Consider the following 21,787-nt stretch of genomic DNA (forward strand, 5'->3'; position numbering starts at 1 on the left):
CCTGAATGCCATGAAGACGGGGGCCTCCCCCCGGATCACGCTTGCGGTGAGAGCCGGAATGCGTGACGGAAGGAGGCCCGGTCCTCATGTTGCACGTTGGGTTGGATCTGAGCAGGACTCGTCTGGATGTGCATGTCATGGACCAGACAGGGACGTCGGTCGCGGTTACGACGGCGGCGCCGGACGCCGGCGGCCTGACCTCGCTGGCCTATCGGCTCGGCGAGTTCGGACAACCGATCACGGCGGTGATCGAGTCGATGAATGGCGCGCGGTTCATCCACGATCAGCTGGAGCTGCGCGGCTGGACGGTGGAGATCGCCGACGCAGTCAAGGTCAAGGGCTTTGCGCCGCTGGCCTGCAAGACCGACAAGATCGACGCCTGGGTGCTGGCCGAGCTCTCACGGCGGGATCTGGTGCCGGCGATCTGGCTGCCGAGCCCGGGCGTGCGGGCCAACCGGGAGCGGGCCCGCTGGCGGCTGCACCTGGTGCGGCACCGCACCGCGCTGAAGAACCGCATCCACGCCACCCTGCTGGCCTTCGGTCATCCCTGCCCGGTCTCGGATCTGTTCGGCGTGGCCGGCCGGCGGCTGCTCGACGGGCTGGGACTGCCCGAGCCGTGGGCCGGTGACGTGACAGCCGCGCTGCGGCTGATCGACGTCCTCGACGGCGAGATCGACGACTGCGAGGCCGCGCTGCGCCGCGAAGGAGCCGAGCACCGCTACGTGCCCACGCTGATGACCGCGCCGGGGATCGGTTGGGTGCTCGGCTACACCATCGCCGCCGAGATCGGCGACATCACCCGGTTCCCGACGGCGAAGAAGCTCGTCGGCTATACCGGGCTGTGCCCCTCGGTGGACCAGTCCGGTGGGCATGACTGGCGCGGCTCGCTGGCCAAGAACGGCCCGAAGTACCTGCGCTGGGCGCTGATCGAGGCAGCCACGCACGCCGCCCGGCACCCCGTCTACCGGGACCGCTACCAGCACACCAAGGCCCGGCTGGGCCGCCAGCGAGGCCCCTCGATCGCCCGCGTGGACATTGCCCGCAAGCTCACCGAGGCGATCTGGCACATGCTCACTGACAACAAGCCCTTCGCTCCGGCAGGCGCCACAAATACCGCTCTGGCCGCGTAGACGGCCCGTCCCTGAGATGCGCCACCGGAGCGAAGCCCCTCCGACCCGACCTGATCCTCCCCGCGAGGAGGCGATAGAGAGATGAGCCCGGCTCCCCAGCCGCCCGGCCGGTCACCGCCGGACCGAGTCACGCCGTAGTTCGTTCCTCCTTCCCGCGGCCGGTCATCCTGCCGCCGAGCCCTTGCACGTCCAGGTCGTTCGTCCTCGCCGCTGCGCGGCTGCGGGCGCTCCACCTGGACCTGCAGCGGGATCGACGGCCCAAGGCCAACTACGCGGGAATCCAGCACCACCGCTCTAGACAGCGGCCCCCGTCTTCATAGAGAGCGGCCCCAGCACTTCCTCGGCGGCCTTGACCACCGCGGTGTGCCGCTCGTACCGCGCCGCGGCGAGCACCTTCGACGCAGGCGTCGCTGCACAGGTGCATGTGGAGGCGGCGCCACTCCCGCACCCAGGGCGACCGAAGCGCGTAGAGTCTGGTCATCTGGTGGTCGCCGGCAACCGGCGTCGACAGGTCAGGCTCCGCCGGTTCGAACCGCAGTCCGACGAGCTGCCCTCGGTCGTCTGAGGGTTGCGTAGCTCCGTCGTCGAGATGCCTTCTCGCCTTCGGCCCATCAGATGGGTCCGGCACCACATGACCACAGCGCAGCCCGCTGACCGCCCGTTGTCCGATCCGCGCGATGCCGTCGCCGAACTGGCTCGGCTCGTGTTCGGCACCACGACGATGGACGCGATGCTGCAGCGCATCGCCGATCTCGCCAAGGAGCTCATCTCCGGTGTCGAGGACGCGTCGGTGACCCTCATCGTCAACGACAAGCCCGGCACCGCGGCCTGCACCGGGGGGCTGGCCCTGGATCTGGACGAGAGCCAGTACGGCCTCGGCCACGGGCCCTGTCTGGAGGCGGCCGTCGGCGAGGAGATCCGGGAGATCACCGACGCCCGCGAGGAGACCCGCTGGCCCGACTACGCCCGGACGGCTGTCGAGCGCGGCTCCCTGAGCTCCCTGTCGGTTCCGCTGCCGGTTCGGGAGGGCATCCACGGCGGGCTCAACCTCTACGCGGTCGAGGCCGACGGCTTCGACGACGACGCCCGCCACATGAGCCGGGTGTTCGCCTCCTATGCCGCGGTGGCGGTGCACAACATGCACCTCTACGAGAGCACCCGGGACCAGGCCGAGCACCTGGACACGGCGATGAAGACGCGGGCCGTCATCGAGCAGGCCAAGGGCATCTTGATGAGCCAGCGTCGGTGTGACGCCGAGGAGGCCTTCGCGCTCCTCGCCGCGGCGTCGCAGCGGTCCAACCGCAAGCTGCGCGACATCGCGCGGGCGATCGTCGATGGTGTCACCGCCTCCGACGGCCAGTGGAAGTGACCCAGCGGGGGTCGCAGGACGCCGAGTCTCCGATGACGATCGCCGAACGGTTCGCCGTCGCCGTCGCCCGGTCCGCCTCGGACCTCCCCGGGGTCGAGCTGCTGCCGGAGCGGCTGGCCAGGGCCTGCGCCGAGGTCCTCCCGGTGGACGGCGCGGGGATCAGCCTGTTCTTCGCCTCGGACCGCCGGCTGCCGCTGGGGGCCAGCGACGACCAGGCGGCCGTGACCGAACGCCTGCAGTTCACCGTGGGTGAGGGACCTTGCCTCACCGCCCATGCCTCGGGGCGGCCGGTCGTCGCGCAGGAGGCGGAGATCGGGTCCCGATGGCCGGCGTTCTACGACGAGCTGGTCACTCGCACCGCCGTCCGCGACATCATCTCGCTCCCCCTCGTCGACGAGACCCGCGGCTTCGGCGCGCTGGACCTCTACCTGGTCCCCCCGAACGATGTCCGCGCGGTGGCGCTGTCCGACGCGCTGGCCGTCGCCTCCGAGGTGGTCTCGGTCTTCTCCCGTGCCGGCCGTGCCGACCGCGACCGGGAGGGCCCCGCCTGGCTGGACGCCCCGGCCGCGGAGCGACGATCCCTCGTATGGCAGGCGATGGGGTTCGTCAACGCCGGCCTCGAGATCTCCAGCGACGACGCCCTCGCGCTCCTGCGCGCGCACGCCTACAGCGAGGGGCTGCAGCTCGACGATCTCGCCGTCCAGGTGCTCTCCCGCGAGATCCCTCTGGAGCGCCTCGGCTTCGACCGCGACCAGGCCAGCTGAGTCACCGCGTCGGAGGTCACGTCGTCGACATCTTCGACATCGAATTCGCCGACGAGGAGATGGCCCGCATCGCGACCCTGGACACCGGCGCCAGCCTGTTCTTCGACCACCGCGACCCCGCCATGGTCGGCTGGCTCAACGGCCGCCGCGACAACTGACACACCACCGGCACGGACCCGGCAGCACAAGCCACCGAGTCGTGCCAATGCGCGCCGCCGCCGGTCGAGGTCTGGAACGACGGTCGGGCCGCTGTCCGGTCGACCGATGCCTCCGACCGACAGGTCAGTCCCCGACCTCGAGGAGGATGAGCTCGTCCTCCGCGGCCTCGGCGACCCGGCGCAGCCCATCCAGCGGACGAGGTGGGCTGGGCGCGATCTGCCGTCAAGTCGGAGGCTTTCCACATAGGACGGGTTCGCATCAGCGATGAAAGTATCGTCGCTGATACCAACCTGACGGTCGCGGATGCACTGACTGCGCCTGTCTCGCACTGACAAGGTGTTGAGCAAGCGGTCAAGCGGTCGCTTGGGACTGCCAGGGACGGCGACCGGGAGCCGGTGCGAGGCGACGGGCCATCAGGCCGATCATGGCCCACTTGATCATCGCTTCGGCGTGGGTGGGCAGCCGCTCGTAGTCCCGGCTCATCCGGCGGTGGCCGGTGATCCAGGCGTGCGTGCGCTCGACCACCCAGCGGCGGGGCAGCGGCACGAACCCGGATTGGCCGACCAGCTTGGCCACCACCTGCACCGCGATGCGCAGCGCGCCGGCAGCGAAGTCCTGCATGCGGCGGCTGTAGGCGGCGTCGGCCCAGATGAGCACCAGCGAGGGCATCGCCATCTTGGCCCGGTCCAGCACCCGCGCCCCGCCGTCGCGGTCGTGCACGCTGGCCGCGGTCACCAGCACCACGACCAGCAGCCCCAGGGTGTGCACCACCAGATGCCGCTTGCGGCCGTTGACCTTCTTGCCCGCGTCGTAGCCGCGGGTGGCCGTGCCGACCGTGGAGGCGCCGGGCCTCCATCATCAACGGGTCGTGCATCCGCAGCCGGCGCCGCCGTTCGCTGCCGCAGTGCCGGCAGCCGCGGTTCTCCCGCTGGACCTTGTTGTAGGTCGGGGTGATGTCCTCTGCGCCGCAGACCAGGCAGCGGCACCGCCACGGGGTCTTGCTGTTGGTGTAGGACTCCAGCGGCAGCAGCTGCGCCATGAGCATCACCGCGCGGGCGACGGGCTCCGGCAGCTTCCGGGTCGGCTTCGGGTTGACCGGGCAGCGCGGGTGGGCCCGGCCGTACCGGCGGGCGTACTTCAGTCGCGCCTGGACCTCCTGCCCACAGGCCGCACACTCGCCCCGCCACCGGCCGGTCAGCCCGGGGTAGGCATCCAGTGCCCGCACGCCGTAGGTCAGCAGCTCGGCGGCGGCTTCTGCGTGGGGCAGCTTCCGCATCGTGTGCTCCTACGTCGTCTGGGATGAAGGCAGGACCGCGAAGGTCGCCGGTGCGTGATCAACAGGCCGTTGCGCCGCTGGGTGCGACTCGGGCCAACACCCCGCAACGTAGGGCTCGGCAGTGACAGCTCGACCAGCTTGATCAGGGCAAGCGGTATCCCAGCCAGCGAGCTCAGCCCGCGGCGGCTCCCGTCGTGCGGTCGCAGGGAGCAGTGTCGCTCGCCGGAACTGAGTGTCCTTCGCGAGACTGGCATCCCTCTGGAGTGTCGCCCGTCGGCGTGGTGACACCCCCGCCGGAATCCGCGCGGCCCGGAGGATCCGACGAGAGTGTCGCTGTGCGAACTGGGCGCCTCCGGCGGGCGACACTCAGCGATGGGACCGTCCGGCGAGCGCCCCCCGTCCGGCTACCGACACTGCTGTGCGGCCCCACCGGGCTCATGTCAGGACTCTGATGGCACGGCAAGCTGCGCGGTCCAGGTGCTTCGCCGCCGGCCACTACTTCCCGTGCATTTCGGGGGCGCACTGGGTCTTCGTCGGCGGCGCACTCCGCGAGCGCGGAAGCGAGTAGCGTCAATGCCGTCGCCGGGGATGACCCCGGTGAACAGGCCGCGCCTCAGCGGCCCGTGTACGCGCGGAACCCCAGGTCGGGGTCCGTGGCCGAGGTCACCCATCCCCGGTGCAAGCAGACCGGAGGCCCGCCGTGGCCAGTGACCAGTCCTCCCCACCCACCTCCGCCGCTGAGGCGCTCGAGCACCTCGGTTCGCTGTCCCTGCGCAAGGTGTCGATGGAGTACCTGCTGCAGACCGTCGCCGACCTGACCAAGGCCGTGATGCACGGCAACCCCGAGGCGTCGGTCACGCTGCTGGTCAAGGACCACCCGACCACGGTGGCCACCACCGGCCGACTCGCCCTCGACCTGGACGAGAAGCAGTACGAACGCGGCCACGGGCCCTGTCTGCACGCCGCCCGTACCGGCGAGCTGACCGAGATCGCCGACATGCGCACCGACAGCCGCTGGCCGGACTACTCGCCCCGGGCCGCCGAGAGCGGTGCTCTGAGCTCCCTGTCGGTTCCGCTGGCCATCGACGACGACGAACAGGTCACCGGCGCCATCAACATCTACGCCCGCGAGCCGGACGCCTTCGACGAGGCCAGCCGCACGGCGGCCACCCACTTCGGCCCCTACGCCGCCGTCGCCGCCGGCGACCTGCACGCCTTCCACAGCGCTCGGGCCAGGGCCGACAACCTGCAGGCCGCGCTGGCGACCCGCGGGGTCATCGACCAGGCCAAGGGCATCCTGATGGACCGCCACAAGCTGACCGCGGACCAGGCTTTCCAGGTCCTCGCCCAGACGTCGATGAAGACCAACAGGAAGCTGTACGCGGTCGCCGACGATCTGGTCCACACCGGAGACCCCCCCGGGGAACTGGTTCGCACCGCCAGATTGACGCGCCCGAGCACAGCCCGAGTCGCCCGGGCGCGCACACCTCCGGAGACTCATGAGCAGCCGCAACGGCTTCCGCGGGGGCAGTTGCGGTCAGGCCCCGCCGCTCCAGCACAAGGGACGGCGGGGCCGCCCCTCCGTTAGGGCCGACAAGCCGCAACCCCAGTGGCCCCGGCGGGCAACGGCGGCGGGCTCTCCAGCCGCCGCATGAGTTCGGGGAAGGTAAGGGCATCACCGACCGTGAAGAACGGGCGCTCGGATACCGGGCGCGAGGTGACGCACCCACGCCTCGGGGACGCGCCGCCCGATCGCTCGGTCGTCCCGGGTGACCGGCTGCGCTTCGGGACGCGCGGCCCCGTCGGGCGGGAGTCTTCGACCTCGCCGACGGGGGCCGCGGCACGTGGCCTGGCCGGGCACCTCCGGAGCATGGCACCTCCGGGGGCGCCCACATGGCGTTGTCTACAGCTGGTCGCCGCCGACGCCGAGTGTCCTTGGTGGGAGCGCAAGTGTCGTTGCCCGGAACGGCTGGGGCAGCTGTCGATCCTCGGACGGCGCGACACTTCCACCGGATCCCGCGCGGCCTCGCGGGGATGGAGCTTGCCGACCTGTTGACCGCGCTGAACACCGGACCGTTCGACACGAGGACATGGCCACCGTCCCGAGAGGCAGGACATGACGAGGCCCCTGACGACCGGTGCTCGTCGGGGGCCTCGTCAGCCCGTCAGCGGTCGGCGCTGCGCAGCCCTCCCCGGTCAGGGGCGGCGAAGCCATCGGCTGGCGTCTCACAGATGTAGTAGCTGCCGTCGACGGCTGCGGCCGATGGGTAGAACCGCCGGCCGGCCGTGTTGCGGTGACCCAGTTGACCCCCTCCGTCGGAGCCCGACTCCCGGAGGAGCCGTATGCCCCCGGCGGTCACGGTGAGCCGGCCGCGGGCGTCCAGCGAAAGGGCGGCGGTGGCGTAGCCGGGCCGGGGCTGCTCGGAGCTGCCGGGTAGGAACACCGTGATGAGCGCGCCGTCGCGTTCGGCGGGGAGCTTGGTCGCCGCATCCGCGTCGAGCGGCAGTTGGAGGCGGCCCTTGGCGTCCAGGGCGCGTATGACGTTGGTGCTGCGGGCGACGGCCATGTCGGCCGGCAGCGCCCAGATGCCGGACAGGTCCGCCTGCGGGCGTCCGTCGGCCCGGCTCCGGAGGCGACGGCGGCCAGGGTGAGCGCGTCTGCGGGGGCGCGCTCGCCCGCGCCGACCAGCAGCGAGTGAAGGCCGGTCCAGGAGGACGGCACACCGGTCGGCGTGGGGGAGGGCTGCGGGCCGGGGACGGGAGCCGCAGGGGCCGCGGCCCGGGTGGGGCCGGGCGTGCGGCGGGGCTGGCGATGGCCTCGGCGGCGCGGCGGCGGGCGGCCGGGTGGGCGGGGGGAGCGGGGTTGGGCACCGGCCGACCGGTCCGGACCGTGCCGGCGTGCGCAGTCGCGGCCAGCAGCCGCTGGACGGCGGCGTCGGAGGCGCCGTCGGTCGGGGTCTCATCGGGCGGGGGCACCGGAGCGGCCGCCGGTTCTGCCCGGCGCGATGGTTGCCGTACCCGGGAGGCCCGGGACCGTGGTGCCGGGTTGATCGAGAGGGGCCTGCTGCAGGCTTAGGAGGTGGGGAGGTTCCCACTGCGTGGTGTCCGAGGGGGGACTTGAACCCCCACGCCCGATAAAGGGCACTAGCACCTCAAGCTAGCGCGTCTGCCATTCCGCCACCCGGACAGGTGGGCCGCTCTCGCGAGCGCCGGGGGCCAGCATAACCGAGCCTCGGCCAGGGTCGGCACACCCCCGGTGGCACGATCGTCGGCATGTCCGAGACCACGCCCGCCCCCCTCGCCCGAGCCCAGGACGAGGTCGCTGAGCTGCTGTCCGACCTCATCCGCGTCGACACGACCAACACCGGGGACACGGCCACCGGCAAGGGCGAGCGGACGGCGGCCGAGTGGGTCGCCGGCAAGCTCGACGAGGTCGGCATCGACAGCGTCATCCACGAGTCCGAGCGGGGCAGGGCCAGCCTGGTCGCCCGCGTCCCCGGGCACGACCGGAGCCGGCCGGCGCTGCTGATCCACGGTCACCTGGACGTCGTCCCCGCCGACCCGGCCGAGTGGAGCGTGCACCCCTTCTCCGGCGAGGAGCGCGACGGTTACGTCTGGGGCCGCGGCGCGGTCGACATGAAGGACATGGACGCGATGGCCCTCGCGCTGGTGCGCGACTGGGCGCGCACCGGCACGAAGCCGCCGCGGGACGTCGTCCTGGCCTTCGTCGCCGACGAGGAGGCCGGCGGGAAGCTCGGCGCCCGCTATCTCGTCGACGAGCACCCCGACCTGTTCGAGGGCTGCACCGAGGCGATCAGCGAGGTCGGCGGGTTCAGCATCACCGTCCGCGACGACCTGCGCCTGTACCTCGTCCAGACGGCGGAGAAGGGGCTGGCCTGGATGCGGCTGACCGCCGGCGGGAGGCCCGGCCACGGCTCCTTCGTCCACGACGACAACGCCGTCACCCGGCTCTGCGAGGCCGTCGCCCGGCTCGGCTCCACCCGGCTGCCCACGACCCTCACCCCGCCGATGCGCCAGTTCCTCGCCGCCGTCGAGGACGCCTACGGCATCGAGATCGACCCCGACGAACCGGAGCAGGCCCTGTCCCGGCTGGGCAGCATCAGCCGGATGATCGGCGCGGCCCTGCGCAACACGGTCAACCCGACGATGCTCGAGGCCGGCTACAAGGCCAACGTCATCCCCGGCACGGCGAGCGCCACCGTCGACGGCCGCTTCCTCTACGGGCAGGAGGAGGAGTTCGAGCGCCAGCTGGCCGGCCTGATCGGCGAGGGCGTGCAGCGCGAGTGGCTGGTGCACGACCAGGCCGTGGAGACGACGTTCGACGGCCCGCTGGTCGACGCGATGGTGGCCGCGCTCGAGGCCGAGGACGACGGCGCCCGCCCGGTGCCGTTCACCATGAGCGGCGGCACCGACGCCAAGAGCTTCGAGCGGCTGGGCATGCGCTGCTTCGGCTTCTCCCCGCTGCGGCTGCCGCCGGACCTCGACTTCGCCTCGCTGTTCCACGGCATCGACGAGCGGGTGCCGGTGGATTCACTGCGCTTCGGCATCCGGGTGCTCGACCGGTTCTTGCGCGCCTGCTGACGCCGCGGCGCGCAGCGCGGCCAGCAGCGCGGCGACGCCGGGCACCCGCCGGGCGTCCGGGCGCGCCAGCGTCTCGACCACCCGGCCGTCGACGTCGGGCAGCTCGACGGCGACCACCCCGGGCTGCGTGCTCGCCGCCAGGGCCCAGCTCGGCAGCAGCGCCACGCCGAGCCCCGAGGCCACCAGGCGCTGCACGACGACGTGGTCGTCGGTGGCGAACCGGATGTCGGGGGGAAAGCCGGCCCGCCGCGCGCAGCGCAGCAGGTGACCGCGGCAGCGCACGCACCCGGCGATCCACGGCTGGTCGCGCAGCTCGGCCAGGGTCGTGGGCAGCGGCTCCCCCGCCCGGACGACGGCCACCACCGGGGAGCGCGCCAGCGGCTCGCGCAGCAGGTCACCGGGGACGGCGTCCTCGTCGTCCTCGTGGCGGAACACCAGCGCCAGGTCCGCCGCGCCGCTGCGCACCGCCGCCTCGGCCTCCGGCGGCTCCTGCTCGGTGAAGTGCACCTGCAGGGCCGGCGCCCGCTCCCGCAGCGCGACCAGCGCCGGCGGCAGCAGGACCGCCGCGGCCGTCGGGAAGGCCGACAGCCGCACCGTACCGGCGGCCAGCCCGGTCAGCGCCGCGACCTCCTGCTCGGCCGCGGCCAGCCGGTCGGCGACCCCCTCGGCGTGCCGCAGCAGCACCCGGCCCGCCTCGGTCAGCGCCACGCCCCGGCCCTGCCGCAGCACGAGAGCCGTGCCGATCTCGCGCTCCAACTGCCGCACCTGCTGGCTCACCGCCGGCTGCGTCCAGCCCAGCGCGCGGGCGGCCCCGGCCAGCGACCCGGTGCGGGCGACCTCGCGGAAGACGAGCACACGGCGGGGGTCCACGGTGCGACATCCAAGCAGCGCTTGGGTCAGGACGTCGACATCCCGGCCTGGACGGCACCCCCACCGGGCGCGAGCCTGAGGGCATGAGGACCATCGGGCTGCTGGGCGGGATGAGCTGGGAGTCGACGGCGCTGTACTACCGCATCGCCAACGAGCTGGTGCGGGAGCGGCTGGGTGGGCTGGCCAGCGCGTCGCTGCTGGTGCGCAGCCTGGACTTCCGCGTCATCCGGGAGTGCCAGCTGGAGGACCGGTGGGACGACGCGGCCGCGCTGCTGGCCGCCGAGGCGCGGGCGCTGGAGTCCGCCGGTGCCGAGCTGGTGCTGCTGTGCACCAAGTACATGCACCGGACGGCGCCGGCGATCGAGGCGGCCCTGGACGTGCCGTTCCTGCACATCGCCGACCCGGTGGCCGCCGCCGCGCCCGGCCCCACCATCGGACTGCTGGGCACGGCGGGCACCGTGCGGGCGCCGTTCCTCCGCGACCGCCTGGCGGCTGCCGGCCTCAGCGTGCTGGTGCCGCCGGAGGACGACGTCGACCGCGTGGACGCGGCCATCTTCGACGAGCTGTGCCGGGGCGTGCTCTCCGACGCCACCCGTGCCGACCTGCGCGCCGTCGTCCGCCGGCTCGCCGAACGGGGCGCCGACGCCGTGGCGCTGTGCTGCACCGAGCTCGAGCTGCTGCTCGGCCCGGGCGACAGCCCGGTGCCGCTGCTGCCCTCGGCCCGGCTGCACGTGACCGCGGCCGTCGAGGCCGCGCTCGCCCCGCGACCGGCCGTGGTCTGATGATCGCGTGACCGAGCTCGCGAGGTCACCCACCGGCAGAGCACCCATGGGCGCGTGATCGACGAGCGCCAGCGAGGAGGACACGTGACCACGCCCGCACCCCGTCCCGGATCCGTCGCACTCGTCACCGGGGGGACCGGCGGCTTCGGCCGCGCCCTCGCCGCCAAGCTGAGGGAGCGGGAGGTCACCGTCGTCCTCGCCGACCTGGACAGCGAGCGGGCGCGCGCCACCGCCGCGGACCTGGACGCGGAGTTCGAGGTCCTCGACGTCACCGACCGCGCGGCCAACGCCGCGCTCGTCGAGCGCATCGAGGCCCGGCACGGCCGGCTCGACGCCGCGTACCTCAACGCCGGCATCTCCGCGGCCAAGTCCGACGACGAGCTCGACCTCGACGAGTTCCTGCGGGTCGTCGACGTCGACCTCTTCGGCGTCGTCTACGGCGCGGTGGCCGCCCGCCCGGCGATCAAGCGGGCCGGCGGCGGCGCGATCGTCGTCACGGCGTCCCTGGCCGGGCTCTCGCCGATGGCCACCGACCCCGGCTACAGCGTCGCCAAGGGCGGCGCGATCGCCTTCGTCCGGTCGATGGCGCCGCGGCTGGCCCGCGAGGGGACGACGATCACCGCGATCTGCCCCGGGTTCGCTGACACCGCGATCATCGACCGGATCCGCGACCAGTTCACGCAGGCCGGCTTCCCCGTGCTGTCGGCCGACGAGGTGGCCGACGCGATGGTCGCCGCCTGGACGTCGGGGGAGCCGGGCGCGGCCTACGTCGTCCAGCCCGGCGTCGGCACCGTGCCCTACCGGTTCAAGGGCGTGCCCAGCGCGAGGACCGCCGGCGGCGAGACCGCCGTCGTCCCGGAGGCGCTGCGGCCGCCGTCGATGCGGTGAGCGTCAGCCGGCGTCGGTGCGGCAGGCGTACAGGAACGCCGGGGGCACGTTCCAGGGCGTGATCCGCTGCTGCACCGACGGGAAGCGGCGGCGCAGCTCGCGCAGGATCAGCGGTGAGTACTGGATCACCAGCAGCACGCCGCCGGGCGCCAGCGCGACCGGCAGCAGGTCCAGCACCCGGCGACGCAGCCCCGCCTCGAACGAGGTGTAGGGCAGCGCGGAGACCAGCACGTCGGCCCGCTTGCCGCCCAGGTGGACGTCGAGGTTCTCCGCCGAGTCGCACACGACCTGCAGCCGCGGGTCGTCGTAGCGCTCCTCGAGCAGCTTGGCCAGGTCCGGGTCGATCTCCAGCGCCACCAGCCGGGCGGTCGGGCCGAGCCGGTCGAGGATCTCGCCGGTCTGCACCCCGGTGCCCGCGCCGAGTTCCACGACCAGTTCGGCGCGCGGCACGTCGGCCAGGTCCAGCATGTCCCGGACCGCCCAGCGCGAGGTCGGCAGGATCGCTCCCACCTGGCGCGGGTTCGCCACGAAGGCGCGCAGGAACCGGAACCGGTCGGTCAGGGTCTCTCTCATGCCCATCCTCTCCCGGCCGCCCGGGGCGGCGGACCGCGTCGACCCTGACACGGCCGCGGTGGGCCAGCGACCGCGGACCCACCGCGGCCGAGAGCTCAGATGTGCGGCTTGGGCAGGTAGGACAGCCGGGCCCGGCGGCGCAGGATGACCTTGCGCGTGCCGTCGGCGTGCAGCTGCAGCCGGGCCAGTTCCCAGCCGCCGGTGTCCGCCTGCAGGCTCAGCATGGTCGCCGCCGCGGACCGGGACGTGCCCGGTGGGATCCGCAGCGGCGCGAACTCGTACTCCCCGGCGACCGCCTCCATCCCGCCGATTGTGCCCGCCGGACGGCCCCAGGTCATGTGACCGCCGCCTCCCGGTCTGCCCGGTGGGGCACCGGACGGCAGGATGGGACCGGCCCCATCCCCGACGACCCCCACCCCCGACGACACGGAGGACGACGTGACCGCTCCCGGCAACGACGTGCCCGATGCCGACCGCGCCGAGCAGGAGGCCCCGCTCGACCCGCCGGCCGTCGCCCTCGCCGGTGACGCCACCCCGCCGGGGGAGGGCGTCCCCGAGGCCGACGCCCTCGAGCAGCAGCTGGCCGCCCGGCCGGGGGAGGCCGGCAGCCCGCTGCGCCCGGTCGGTGACCGCGAGGCCGACCCCGCCGACGTCCTCGAGCAGGAGGCCGACGTCCCCGTCGACGACGACGACGTCCCGCTGTAGCCGCGCCGCCGGCGGCTCGGGACCTCAGGGCAGCAGCCCGTTGAGTGCCTGCGCGGCAACGGCCGCGGTGGTGGGCGCCGGCACGGGGGACTCGAACACCGTCTCCTGCCGGCAGACGGTGCCTGCGGCCGGCAGCGCACCGTCGACCAGGTACGCCTCGGTGCTGCTGTCGATGCAGGCGGACCTGCCGCCGTAGGCGGCGTGCCCGTCACCCTCCAGCGTCAGCAGCCGGGCATTCCCCAGGTCGTCGGCCAGGCGCTCCGCCCAGGCGTACGGGGTCGCCGGGTCGTAGGTCGTGCCGATCACCAGCGGGGCCGGCGCGGACCCGGACGCCTCGAAGGGTCCGGGGAAGGCGTCCTCGTCGCGCACCGGCCACAGCGCGTAGTGGATCTCGGTGTACCCGCTGTTGCCCCCGAAGTGCGGGAAGGACGCCCAGGCCTCCGCGCCGCGGTCCAGGTAGACCTGCAGGTCGCCCTGCGGGTAGCGCTGCTCGGACGCGCCGATGGTGAACTGCCGGTCAGCCGGTGCGCTGTCGGCCCGGAACACCGAGTGGACCAACGCCCGGATGAACGAGGCGTCCCCGTTGGCGGCCTCGGAGAGCACCCGACCCAGCAGACCCCACAGCTGCTTGGCGTAGAGCAGCCGGATGGTCACCAGCCGGATGTCGTCCGCGGTGACCGGCCGCGGGTCGGCCGGGTACGCGTCGGCCGGGATGGGCGTCGCCTCGGCCGCGGCCAGCAGCTGGTCGTAGGCCAGGTAGGGGTCGATGCCGCCGAATCCCGAGCAGGCCACCTGGTCCACGGCGCAGGCCTCGGCGAAGCGGGCCAGCGCCACCTCGAAGCCGGCGGCCTGCTCCGCGGTGAAGCCTAGCGGGTCGTTCAGGTACCCGTCGGCGTCGACGGCGGCGTCCAGCACCATCGCGCGGTACCCCTCGGGATACAGGGTGGCGTAGGTGGCGCCGATGACGGTGCCGTAGGAGAACCCCAGGTAGCTGAGCTGCTCGTCGCCGACCGCGGCGCGCAGCAGGTCCAGGTCGCGGGCGACGTTCGCGGTCGAGAGGTGCCCGAGGATCGCGCCGTTGGCCGCCAGGCACGCGTCGACGTAGCGCTGAGCCTGCGCGACGAGGGCGTCCAGGTCCGCGTCGAAGGGTGTCGGGGTCGGGGTCACGGTGGGGCCCTGGGTCTCCGGGTCGACCCGGCAGTCGACCGCCGGCGTGCTCGGTGCGACCCCGCGGGGAGCGAAGGCGACGATGTCGAAGCGTGCGTTGAGGTCCGCGAACAGGCCTGCCCCGGTCTCCTGCAGATAGGTCACGTACTCGCCGCCGGGGCCGCCGGGGTTGACGAACAGCGAGCCGATCCGGTTCGCCTGGTCGGCGGCCGGTACCCGTGCGAGGGCGACCTGCACCAGTGCGCCGGCCGGCTCGTCGTGGTCCATCGGCAGGTCCGCGGCGGCGCACTGCACGCCCGCCGCGGTCGCCGGCTCCGTGGTCCCGCAGGCGCTCCACGTGAGTTGGGGGACGGTTCCGGGCAGCGGCTCGGCCGCGGGGACGGACGCGGCGGCGACCGCGGTCCCGGCGCCGGAGACGAGCGTGGCCACGGCCACCACGACGAGCGTTCGACGCCACCTGGCCACGGACCCCAGCCCTCCGGAGGATGCCGGGGCGCCACGGGACGAGCGCCCCCTGAACGCCGGTCATCGAACACCCGCCCTGGTGGTGCGGGCAACGGTCCGGGGTCCGCCCGTCCACCGTCCCGGCGCGTCGGGGGCGGCGCGCCGGTGGGGTTCCGCCGACCGGCAGGTCAGGTTAGGCTCACCTAACTCGCCGCCGACCCCGAGGGAGCCCCGTGACGACGAGCCCCGCAGCGCCCACCCTCCGCGCCGACGCCGCCGAGCGCGCCCGCACCGTCGCCGGCCGCAGCTCCGCGGCGCTGTGCGTGCGCGGGCTGGACGCCGGCCGGCCGTTGGCGCACGCGACCACCACCACGGGCACGACCTACGTGCTGGTGCCCACCGGCGGGGAGGTCGACGCCGCGCTCGCCGGCCGCGACGACGTCACCGCGGTCCTGATGGTGAGCGACCGGGCGCCGGTGCCGCTGCGGGACCCGTTGCGCGCCCAGCTGTGGCTCTCCGGCTGGCTCACCCCGGTGCACCCGGCCGCCCGGCGCGCCGCGGTGCTGGCCTTCGCCGAGACCCGGGCGGTGACGCCGCTGCTGGACGTCGGGCAGGGCGCCACGCTGCTGCGGCTGGACGTGGCCGAGGTGGTGCTGCGGGAGGGGGAGCGCGTCACCGAGGTGGGCCCGCAGGCCTACGGGGCAGCCCGGCCGGATCCGCTGGCCGCCGTCGAGGCGCGGTTGCTGCAGCACCTCGACCGCGACCACCCCGAGGTCCTCGACCTGCTGCGCAGCCGCACCCCGGCCGGCGACCTCGGCCCGCACGACGTCGTCCGACCCCTGGGGCTGGACCGCTTCGGCTTCCGGCTCCGCATCGAGTGCCCGGCCGGCCGGCGCGACCTGCGGGTGCCGTTCCCGCGGCCGCTGAGCTGCCCCGGCCAGCTGCCGGCCGCCACCCGGCAGCTGATCTGCGCCGCTCGGGCCGGGTAGGACGGGTCCTCTCAGCCGGCGTTCTCGGCCAGCAGCTGCGCCAGCCGGGTGCGCCGCGGCCGGACGTCGACCTGGCTCACCGCGCGGGCCAGCGCCGCACCGCTGGCGTGCACGATCGACAGGTGCCGCTGCGCGCGGGTCAGCGCGGTGTAGACCAGCGGCCGCGACAGCATCCCGCCGGCCTCCGGCGGCAGCACGACGACCACGCCGGGCCACTCCGAGCCCTGCGCGCGGTGCACGGTGATCGCCCAGCCGTGCCGCAGGTCGCTCATCGCCGACCCGCTGACCGTCACCGGCCCGGAGGCGAAGTCGACGTCGAGGCTGCCGTCGCCGGTGCCGGTGACCACGCCGGTCTCGCCGTTGGCGAACCCGGTGGGCTCCAGGTCCAGGTGGTTGGCGGTGGCCACCACCCGGTCGCCGACGTCGAAGCCCCACACCGTGCCGTCGCCCGGGTTGAGCTGCGACTTGAGCGCCTTGTTCAGCTCGATCGTCCCGGCCGGTCCGCGGTGCACCGGCGTGACCACCTGCACGGTCGCCGGGTCGATCCCCAGCGCCCGCGGGATGGAGTCGGTGACCAGCTGCACCACCCGCTTGGCCGCCTCCGCGCTGCCGCCGGCGGGGACGACGACCACCTCGCGGTCGGGGGAGTCCACCGGCGGCAGCTCCCCGGCCCGGACGGCGTTGGCCAGCCGGGCGATCGCCCCGCCCTCGGCCTGCCGGTAGAGCGTGGTCAGCTCGGTCACCGGGACGACGCCGGAGTCGATGAGGTCGCCGAGCACGTGGCCCGGCCCGATCGAGGGCAGCTGGGCGGGGTCGCCCACGAGCAGCAGGTGGGTGCCGTCCTGGCAGGCCTCCAGCAGCGCCGCGGTGAGCTCGACGTCGAGCATGGAGGCCTCGTCGACCACGACGACGTCGGCGTCCAGCGGCCACTCCTCGTTGCGGGCGAACCCGCCGGTGGTGCCCTGCGCGCCGAGCAGCCGGTGCACGGTGACCGCCGGGTGGTCGGTCAGCTCCTCCAGCCGCTTGGCCGCCCGGCCGGTGGGCGCGGCCAGCGCGACCTCGGTGCCCCTGGTCCGCAGCAGCTGCACCACCGCGGCGACGGTGCGGCTCTTGCCGGTGCCCGGCCCGCCGGTCAGCAGCGAGACGCCGGCGCCGAGCACCTGCGCGACGGCCTGCTTCTGCGCGTCGTCCAGGCCCTTGGCCACCGAGCGGACGGCGGCGGGGTCGGCGATACGCTCGGCGGTGGCGGCCAGCCGGGCGACGTTCTCCGCGACCGCCTCCTCGGCCATCCCGTAGCGGGCCAGGGACAGCATCCGCACGGCCTCGGTCCGGGTTCCCTCGCGAGCTTGCGAGCGGAGGGCGGACCGAGGTCCTTCTGCCGGCTCGGGCAGCTCGTCGAGATCCGCGTCCTCGTCGTACTCCGGCTCAGGGGGCTCGTGCTCGAGCACCTCGCCGGACTCGACGGCGGCGACGACCGCCGCGGCCGGGTCGGCGACGCCCTCGGCGCGCAGCGCGGCGACGACCAGGTCGGCGGGGAGCACGGTGTGCCCGTCGCGGGTCGCCGTCCGCAGGGTGTGGGCGACGACCGCCCGCCCGCGCCGGGTGTCTTGCCTGTCGGCGCCGGGCAGGACGGCGATGGCCAGCCGGTCGGCGTCGCCCAGGGTGACCCCGGTCAGGCCGAGCAGCGCCCACGGGTCGTCGCGCAGCCGGCGGGCGGCGTCGTTGCCCAGGGCGTCGGCCGCGGTCGAGGCGAGCTTGGCGTCCAGGCCGGCGCCGACCAGCAGCGCCACGACCTCGTAGGTGGGCGCGGCGGCCAGGAAGCTGGAGAACAGCCGCTCGGCGCGCTGCCGGCCCACCCGGGGCAGCTTCAGCAGCCGGTCGGCGGTGACGTCGTCGGAGGAGGTGATGCCGGCGGCCGGCAGCTCCGCGGCGGCTCGCTTGCCCAGGCCCGGCCACAGGCCGGCCGCGCAGAAGGCGGCGAAGACCGGGTCGGTCGTCGTGGTGGGAGCCGCGCTCACGACACCTCCTCGCTGGCGCTCGTCGGCGCCGTGAGCGGCGCTGCTGTGCTCGTGGGTGAGCTCGCGTGCTCGCTCACGACACCTCCTCGCTGGCGCTCGTCGGCGCCGTGAGCGGCGCTGCTGTGCTCGTGGGTGAGCTCGCGAGCTCGCTCACCTGTCGTGCCCCCGCTCGGGGTAGCCGAAGTAGGGCGCCGAGACGTCCTCCAGCGCGGTGCGGATCGCCGCGGGCAGCCGCACCGCCTCGGCGTCCAGCGAGGCCTGCAGCTGCTGCGCGGTGCGCGCCCCGACCACCGGCGCGGTGACGCCGGGGCGGTCGCGCACCCACGCCAGCGCCACGGCCAGCGGCGTGGTGCCCAGCCCCTGGGCGGCGGTGACCACCGCCTCGACGATCCGGTCGGCGGTCGCCGAGCGCAGCCCGTCGAGGAAGCCCTGCCACCGCGGGGACGCGCCGCGGGACTCCGCCGGCGGGCCCTGCCGGTACTTGCCGGTGAGCAGCCCGCGGCCCAGCGGGGACCAGGCCAGCACGCCCAGCCCCAGCGCCTCCGCGGCGGGCACGACCTCGCGCTCGACGCCGCGCTGCAGCAGCGAGTACTCCACCTGGGTGCTGACGACGGGCACCCGGCCGGGCCAGGCGCGCTGCCAGGTGACGGCCTGCGCGGTCTGCCAGCCGGTGAAGTTGCTGATCCCGACGTAGCGCACCCGGCCGGAGGAGACGGCGGCGTCGCAGGCGGCGAGGGTCTCCTCCAGCGGGGTGGTGTCGTCCCAGGAGTGCAGCTGCCACAGGTCGACGTGGTCGGTGCCCAGGCGCTCCAGCGAGGCGTCCAGCGCGGCCAGCAGGTGCCCGCGGGAGGCGCCGCGGCCCATCGGCCCCGGCGCGGTGCGCCCGACGGCCTTGGTGGCGACCAGCACGTCCGAGCGGGGGACGACGTCGGCCAGCAGCCGGCCCAGGGTGCGCTCGCTGTCCCCGTCGCAGTAGACGTCGGCGGTGTCGACCAGCGTGCCGCCGGCGTCGACGAACGCCGTCAGCTGCATCGCGGCCTCGTCCTCGTCGGTGTCGCGGCCCCAGGTCATGGTGCCCAGGGCCAGGCGCGAGACCACCAGGCCGCTGCGCCCCAGCGCGCGTTGTTCCACGGGAGGCCAACCTACCGTCGGGGCACGACGGTGGCCGGGGACCGCGGTGCGTTCCTGCGTGCCGCGCGGGGGCCCGGCCGGCCGCGGCCTAGGGTGGCCTCCCGTGCTCCTGCTGACCAGCCCCGCCGCCCGACCGACCGTTCCCGGCCGACGGGTGGACGTCGGGCGATGAGCTGGATCGAGGCCGTCGTCCTGGGGCTGGTGCAGGGGCTGACGGAGTTCCTGCCCATCTCCTCCAGCGCCCACCTGCGGGTGGTGGGGGAGGCCTTCGGCTGGGGCGACCCGGGCGCGGCGTTCACCGCGATCACCCAGATCGGCACCGAGGCCGCGGTGCTGCTCTACTTCCGCCGCGACATCGGCCGGATCATCACCGCCTGGGTGCGCTCCCTGGGCGACCGCGCCGTGCGCGGCGACCCCGACGCCCGGATGGGCTGGCTGATCATCATCGGCACGCTCCCGATCGGGATCCTCGGCCTGCTGTTCCAGGACCGCATCGAGACCACCTTCCGCGACCTGCGCATCGTCGCGATCGCGCTGGTCGCGTTCTCGCTGGTCCTCTACTGGGCCGACCGGGTCGGGCGGAAGAAGCGGGAGCTGGACCAGCTGACCGTCGGGCACGGCATCGCCTTCGGCTTCGCCCAGGCGATGGCGCTGGTCCCCGGCGTCTCGCGCTCCGGCGGCACGATCACCATGGGCCTGTTCCTCGGCTACTCGCGGGCCGCCGCGGCGCGGTACTCCTTCCTGCTCGCCGTCCCCGCCGTCCTGGCCTCGGGCTTCTTCCAGGTCTACGAGGCGCTCACCGGCGGGGTCGCGGGGGAGTCGGTCGCGTGGGGGCCGACGGTCCTCGCCACGGTGCTCGCCTTCGGCGTCGGCCTGGTCGTGATCGCCTGGCTGCTGCGCTACCTCGACCGCGGCAGCTTCACGCCGTTCGTCGTCTACCGGGTGGTGCTGGGCCTGCTGATCCTCGCCCTCGTCGGTGCCGGGGTGCTCGCCCCGCAGTGACGCGGTGGGCGACCCGCCCCCCTGACTCCCTCTCCCTGCGTTGATCAGAGGGCCCTCGCCGGCGGACGCGCCCGACCCGGCGTGTCCCCGGGCGACGACCCTCTGATCAACGCGGGGTCGGGGTGCTGCGGGCCACCTGGTCGCCGACGGCCGCCGCGATCTCCCCGGCGTCGAGGACGGGGATCGTGTGGTGGCTCGCCGTCGGCAGCTCCACGACGGTGGCCGCCGGCAGCGACCGCGCGCCCCGCGCCACCCGGGTCGGGTCGTGGGCCTGGCTGCGTCCGGCCACGAGCACCAGCGTCGGCGTGGTGAGCTCCGCGAGCCGCGGGCGTGACGGACGGCGGGTGCGGACGATCGGGGTCCGCGCGACCTCCGTCGCGCCGCGCACGTAGACGTCCGACCACGCCGGGTCGAGGGTGCGCCCGCCGGTCTCCCAGGCCAGGAACCGCCGGATGCCGGCCGGGGTGGGGCGCACCAGCGTCGGCAGCGCGCGCAGCAGGTAGCGAGGACGGAAGCCCGCGAAGCACGCCGTCGGGTCGAGCAGCGACAGGGAGGCCGGGGCGGGGCTGCCCCCGAGGGCGGCGGAGAGCGCCAGGTGCGCGCCGGCCGAGTGGCCCACGAGGTGCACCGGCCCGACGTCCAGCGCGGCGACCAGTTCGGCGAGCCACGCCGTCAGGTCCGCCGTCGAGCGGAACGGCCGCGTCGCCGTGCTGCGGCCGGGGTTGCCCGGCTGGTCCGGCGCGAGCACCCGGAACCGCCCGGCGAGGACGGCGGCCACACCGGCCCAGGCGGTCGCCGTCGCGCCGTCGCCGTGCAGGAGCAGCACCACGGGCGCCCCGCCGGGACCCGCGGCGAGCACGTGCGTCCGTCCCCACGACGTCGGGACGTCGACCGGCGTGGTCCCGGCCGGCCAGCGCGCGGCCGCGGCCGCGTAGCTCTCGTCGAAGCCCATGCCGACCATGGTCGCCGCCGTCGCGGCCGTGGACGCCGCCGGTCAGGGCTGGGCGTCGGGCCCGCGGGGTCCCTCCGCGGGGCCCGCAGAGGTCCTGGAACGCCCTCCAGGGCCCGCGCCGAGCGTGCGAGGCGGTGGGGAAGCGGGAGGACCCGTCCTCCCCACCCTTCGCAGGCTCGGGGCGGGACCCGGGACGGGGCCATAGGCTCGGGCGTCGTGACCACCGTCCTCCTCCTGCGGCACGGCCGGACGACGGCCAACGCCGGCGGCGTCCTGGCCGGCTGGACCCCGGGCGTGCAGCTCGACGAGACCGGCGCCGGCCAGGTGACGGCGGTGGCGGAGCGGCTCGCGCCGGTGCCGCTGGCCGCCGTCGTGAGCAGCCCGCTCGAGCGCTGCCGGCAGACCGCGGCCGCCGTGCTCCCCGGGCGCGACCTGGAGCTGGTCACCGACGACCGGCTCGGCGAGGCCCGCTACGGCGACTGGACCGGCCGCCCGCTCAAGGAGCTGGTCAAGGAGCCGCTGTGGAAGGTCGTGCAGCAGCACCCCTCCGCCGCGGTCTTCCCCGGCCCGGAGGGGGAGGGGCTGGCGCAGACGCAGGCGCGCGCGGTGGCCGCCGTCCGGGAGTGGAACGCGCGCCTGGGGCCGGACGCCGTCTGGCTGGCCTGCAGCCACGGCGACGTCATCAAGGCCGTGCTGGCCGACGCCCTCGGCCTGCACCTGGACCAGTTCCAGCGGATCGTCGTCGACCCGGCGTCGATCTCGGTGGTCACCTACACCGACACCCGCCCGTTCGTGGTGCGCATGAACGACACCGGCGGGGACGTCGCCGCGCTGATCCCGCCGAAGAAGAAGGGCCGGCGCCGCCGCAGGACCGACTCCGACGCCGTGGTCGGAGGTGGCGCGGGCGCGACCGTCTGAGCCCGCCTCCGGGCTCGCCCGGCCGGCCCGCCCGCGTAACCTGGGCCC

At 74.5% G+C, this 21,787-nt stretch carries 19 protein-coding genes, 1 tRNA gene and 1 pseudogene; 11 read left to right on the forward strand and 10 right to left on the reverse strand.

The features are described from left to right. Positions 1 to 86: 86 nt before the first annotated feature. The 3 genes from BUB17_RS03935 to BUB17_RS03945 all read left to right on the forward strand — a co-directional run bounded on the left by BUB17_RS03935 (position 87) and on the right by BUB17_RS03945 (position 3,263). Positions 87 to 1,130, forward strand: coding sequence for an IS110 family RNA-guided transposase (locus BUB17_RS03935; RefSeq protein ID WP_083606010.1), 1,044 nt, complete (start codon positions 87 to 89; stop codon positions 1,128 to 1,130). A 631-nt stretch (positions 1,131 to 1,761) separates the two neighbouring features. Next, positions 1,762 to 2,499, forward strand: coding sequence for a GAF and ANTAR domain-containing protein (locus tag BUB17_RS03940; RefSeq protein ID WP_072913773.1), 738 nt, complete (start codon positions 1,762 to 1,764; stop codon positions 2,497 to 2,499). 32 nt (positions 2,500 to 2,531) lie between these two features. Further along, on the forward strand, positions 2,532 to 3,263 hold the full coding sequence (locus BUB17_RS03945) for a GAF and ANTAR domain-containing protein (RefSeq protein ID WP_072913776.1): 732 nt from the start codon (positions 2,532 to 2,534) through the stop codon (positions 3,261 to 3,263). 633 nt (positions 3,264 to 3,896) lie between these two features. On the opposite strand, the pseudogene BUB17_RS03950 reads toward BUB17_RS03945, so the two are convergent. After that, a pseudogene (locus tag BUB17_RS03950) lies at positions 3,897 to 4,268 on the reverse strand (transposase); the annotation flags it as partial. A 1,130-nt stretch (positions 4,269 to 5,398) separates the two neighbouring features. Between BUB17_RS03950 and BUB17_RS03955 the strand changes: the two are divergent. Beyond that, positions 5,399 to 6,286: a GAF and ANTAR domain-containing protein gene (locus BUB17_RS03955; RefSeq protein ID WP_083606012.1), complete on the forward strand. Its 888-nt coding sequence runs from the start codon at positions 5,399 to 5,401 to the stop codon at positions 6,284 to 6,286. 577 nt (positions 6,287 to 6,863) lie between these two features. Here the strand turns inward: BUB17_RS03955 and BUB17_RS03960 are convergent. Beyond that, positions 6,864 to 7,265, reverse strand: a complete 402-nt coding sequence (locus tag BUB17_RS03960; RefSeq protein ID WP_072913778.1) for a hypothetical protein — start codon at positions 7,263 to 7,265, stop codon at positions 6,864 to 6,866. 532 nt (positions 7,266 to 7,797) lie between these two features. Further along, positions 7,798 to 7,885 (reverse strand) — tRNA-Leu (locus BUB17_RS03965). 86 nt (positions 7,886 to 7,971) lie between these two features. Here BUB17_RS03965 and BUB17_RS03970 point away from each other — a divergent pair. Further along, a complete protein-coding gene (locus BUB17_RS03970; protein ID WP_072913779.1) occupies positions 7,972 to 9,300 on the forward strand; it encodes a M20/M25/M40 family metallo-hydrolase in 1,329 nt (442 codons plus the stop codon). Here BUB17_RS03970 and BUB17_RS03975 read toward each other — a convergent pair. Beyond that, the gene (locus BUB17_RS03975; RefSeq protein WP_072913782.1) at positions 9,250 to 10,170 is read right to left on the reverse strand and encodes a LysR family transcriptional regulator; all 921 of its coding nucleotides are present in this window, start codon (positions 10,168 to 10,170) and stop codon (positions 9,250 to 9,252) included. The genes BUB17_RS03970 and BUB17_RS03975 overlap by 51 nt on opposite strands. An 83-nt stretch (positions 10,171 to 10,253) precedes the next feature. Here BUB17_RS03975 and BUB17_RS03980 point away from each other — a divergent pair, with 83 nt between their 5' ends. Both BUB17_RS03980 and BUB17_RS03985 read left to right on the forward strand, forming a co-directional pair. Continuing rightward, positions 10,254 to 10,952: an aspartate/glutamate racemase family protein gene (locus tag BUB17_RS03980; protein WP_072913785.1), complete on the forward strand. Its 699-nt coding sequence runs from the start codon at positions 10,254 to 10,256 to the stop codon at positions 10,950 to 10,952. Positions 10,953 to 11,036: 84 nt separating this feature from the next. After that, the gene (locus tag BUB17_RS03985; protein ID WP_072913788.1) at positions 11,037 to 11,840 is read left to right on the forward strand and encodes an SDR family oxidoreductase; all 804 of its coding nucleotides are present in this window, start codon (positions 11,037 to 11,039) and stop codon (positions 11,838 to 11,840) included. Positions 11,841 to 11,843: 3 nt separating this feature from the next. On the opposite strand, the gene BUB17_RS03990 is transcribed toward BUB17_RS03985, so the two are convergent. Next, positions 11,844 to 12,413, reverse strand: coding sequence for a class I SAM-dependent methyltransferase (locus tag BUB17_RS03990; protein WP_072913792.1), 570 nt, complete (start codon positions 12,411 to 12,413; stop codon positions 11,844 to 11,846). 95 nt (positions 12,414 to 12,508) lie between these two features. Continuing rightward, positions 12,509 to 12,715, reverse strand: a complete 207-nt coding sequence (locus BUB17_RS03995) for a DUF5703 family protein (RefSeq protein ID WP_166487384.1) — start codon at positions 12,713 to 12,715, stop codon at positions 12,509 to 12,511. Between the two features lie 136 nt (positions 12,716 to 12,851). Here BUB17_RS03995 and BUB17_RS04000 point away from each other — a divergent pair, with 136 nt between their 5' ends. Beyond that, positions 12,852 to 13,118, forward strand: a complete 267-nt coding sequence (locus BUB17_RS04000; RefSeq protein ID WP_072914529.1) for a hypothetical protein — start codon at positions 12,852 to 12,854, stop codon at positions 13,116 to 13,118. Positions 13,119 to 13,142: 24 nt separating this feature from the next. On the opposite strand, the gene BUB17_RS04005 is transcribed toward BUB17_RS04000, so the two are convergent. Beyond that, positions 13,143 to 14,714: an alpha/beta hydrolase gene (locus BUB17_RS04005; RefSeq protein ID WP_141242896.1), complete on the reverse strand. Its 1,572-nt coding sequence runs from the start codon at positions 14,712 to 14,714 to the stop codon at positions 13,143 to 13,145. A gap of 248 nt (positions 14,715 to 14,962) precedes the next feature. Here BUB17_RS04005 and BUB17_RS04010 point away from each other — a divergent pair, with 248 nt between their 5' ends. Continuing rightward, positions 14,963 to 15,718, forward strand: a complete 756-nt coding sequence (locus BUB17_RS04010) for a DUF2470 domain-containing protein (RefSeq protein ID WP_072913800.1) — start codon at positions 14,963 to 14,965, stop codon at positions 15,716 to 15,718. Positions 15,719 to 15,729: 11 nt separating this feature from the next. Here BUB17_RS04010 and BUB17_RS04015 read toward each other — a convergent pair whose 3' ends face one another. Beyond that, positions 15,730 to 17,736 (reverse strand): AAA family ATPase, encoded by a 2,007-nt coding sequence (locus BUB17_RS04015; protein WP_072913803.1) that lies wholly within the window; start codon positions 17,734 to 17,736, stop codon positions 15,730 to 15,732. Positions 17,737 to 17,886: 150 nt separating this feature from the next. Further along, positions 17,887 to 18,867, reverse strand: coding sequence for an aldo/keto reductase (locus BUB17_RS04020; RefSeq protein WP_072913805.1), 981 nt, complete (start codon positions 18,865 to 18,867; stop codon positions 17,887 to 17,889). Between the two features lie 168 nt (positions 18,868 to 19,035). Here BUB17_RS04020 and BUB17_RS04025 point away from each other — a divergent pair, with 168 nt between their 5' ends. Next, complete coding sequence (locus BUB17_RS04025) at positions 19,036 to 19,869, forward strand: undecaprenyl-diphosphate phosphatase (protein ID WP_072913808.1); 834 nt, start codon at positions 19,036 to 19,038, stop codon at positions 19,867 to 19,869. Positions 19,870 to 19,975: 106 nt separating this feature from the next. Here the strand turns inward: BUB17_RS04025 and BUB17_RS04030 are convergent, their stop codons facing one another. Next, positions 19,976 to 20,821: an alpha/beta fold hydrolase gene (locus tag BUB17_RS04030; RefSeq protein ID WP_175561268.1), complete on the reverse strand. Its 846-nt coding sequence runs from the start codon at positions 20,819 to 20,821 to the stop codon at positions 19,976 to 19,978. Between the two features lie 216 nt (positions 20,822 to 21,037). Between BUB17_RS04030 and BUB17_RS04035 the strand changes: the two genes are divergently transcribed. After that, the gene (locus BUB17_RS04035; RefSeq protein ID WP_072913813.1) at positions 21,038 to 21,739 is read left to right on the forward strand and encodes a histidine phosphatase family protein; all 702 of its coding nucleotides are present in this window, start codon (positions 21,038 to 21,040) and stop codon (positions 21,737 to 21,739) included. Positions 21,740 to 21,787: the final 48 nt, after the last annotated feature.

It is taken from the genome of Geodermatophilus obscurus (assembly GCF_900143215.1).
GTDB classification, from domain to species: Bacteria; Actinomycetota; Actinomycetes; order Mycobacteriales; family Geodermatophilaceae; genus Geodermatophilus; species Geodermatophilus obscurus_A.

Coding starts and splice junctions, on each gene's coding strand:
- BUB17_RS03935 (WP_083606010.1), top strand. CDS start 87: ATGTTGCACGTTGGGTTGGATCTGAGCAGGACTCGTCTGGATGTGCAT.
- BUB17_RS03940 (WP_072913773.1), top strand. CDS start 1,762: ATGACCACAGCGCAGCCCGCTGACCGCCCGTTGTCCGATCCGCGCGAT.
- BUB17_RS03945 (WP_072913776.1), top strand. CDS start 2,532: ATGACGATCGCCGAACGGTTCGCCGTCGCCGTCGCCCGGTCCGCCTCG.
- BUB17_RS03960 (WP_072913778.1), bottom strand. CDS start 7,265: ATGGCCGTCGCCCGCAGCACCAACGTCATACGCGCCCTGGACGCCAAG.
- BUB17_RS03970 (WP_072913779.1), top strand. CDS start 7,972: ATGTCCGAGACCACGCCCGCCCCCCTCGCCCGAGCCCAGGACGAGGTC.
- BUB17_RS03980 (WP_072913785.1), top strand. CDS start 10,254: ATGAGGACCATCGGGCTGCTGGGCGGGATGAGCTGGGAGTCGACGGCG.
- BUB17_RS03990 (WP_072913792.1), bottom strand. CDS start 12,413: ATGAGAGAGACCCTGACCGACCGGTTCCGGTTCCTGCGCGCCTTCGTG.
- BUB17_RS03995 (WP_166487384.1), bottom strand. CDS start 12,715: ATGGAGGCGGTCGCCGGGGAGTACGAGTTCGCGCCGCTGCGGATCCCA.
- BUB17_RS04025 (WP_072913808.1), top strand. CDS start 19,036: ATGAGCTGGATCGAGGCCGTCGTCCTGGGGCTGGTGCAGGGGCTGACG.
- BUB17_RS04030 (WP_175561268.1), bottom strand. CDS start 20,821: ATGGGCTTCGACGAGAGCTACGCGGCCGCGGCCGCGCGCTGGCCGGCC.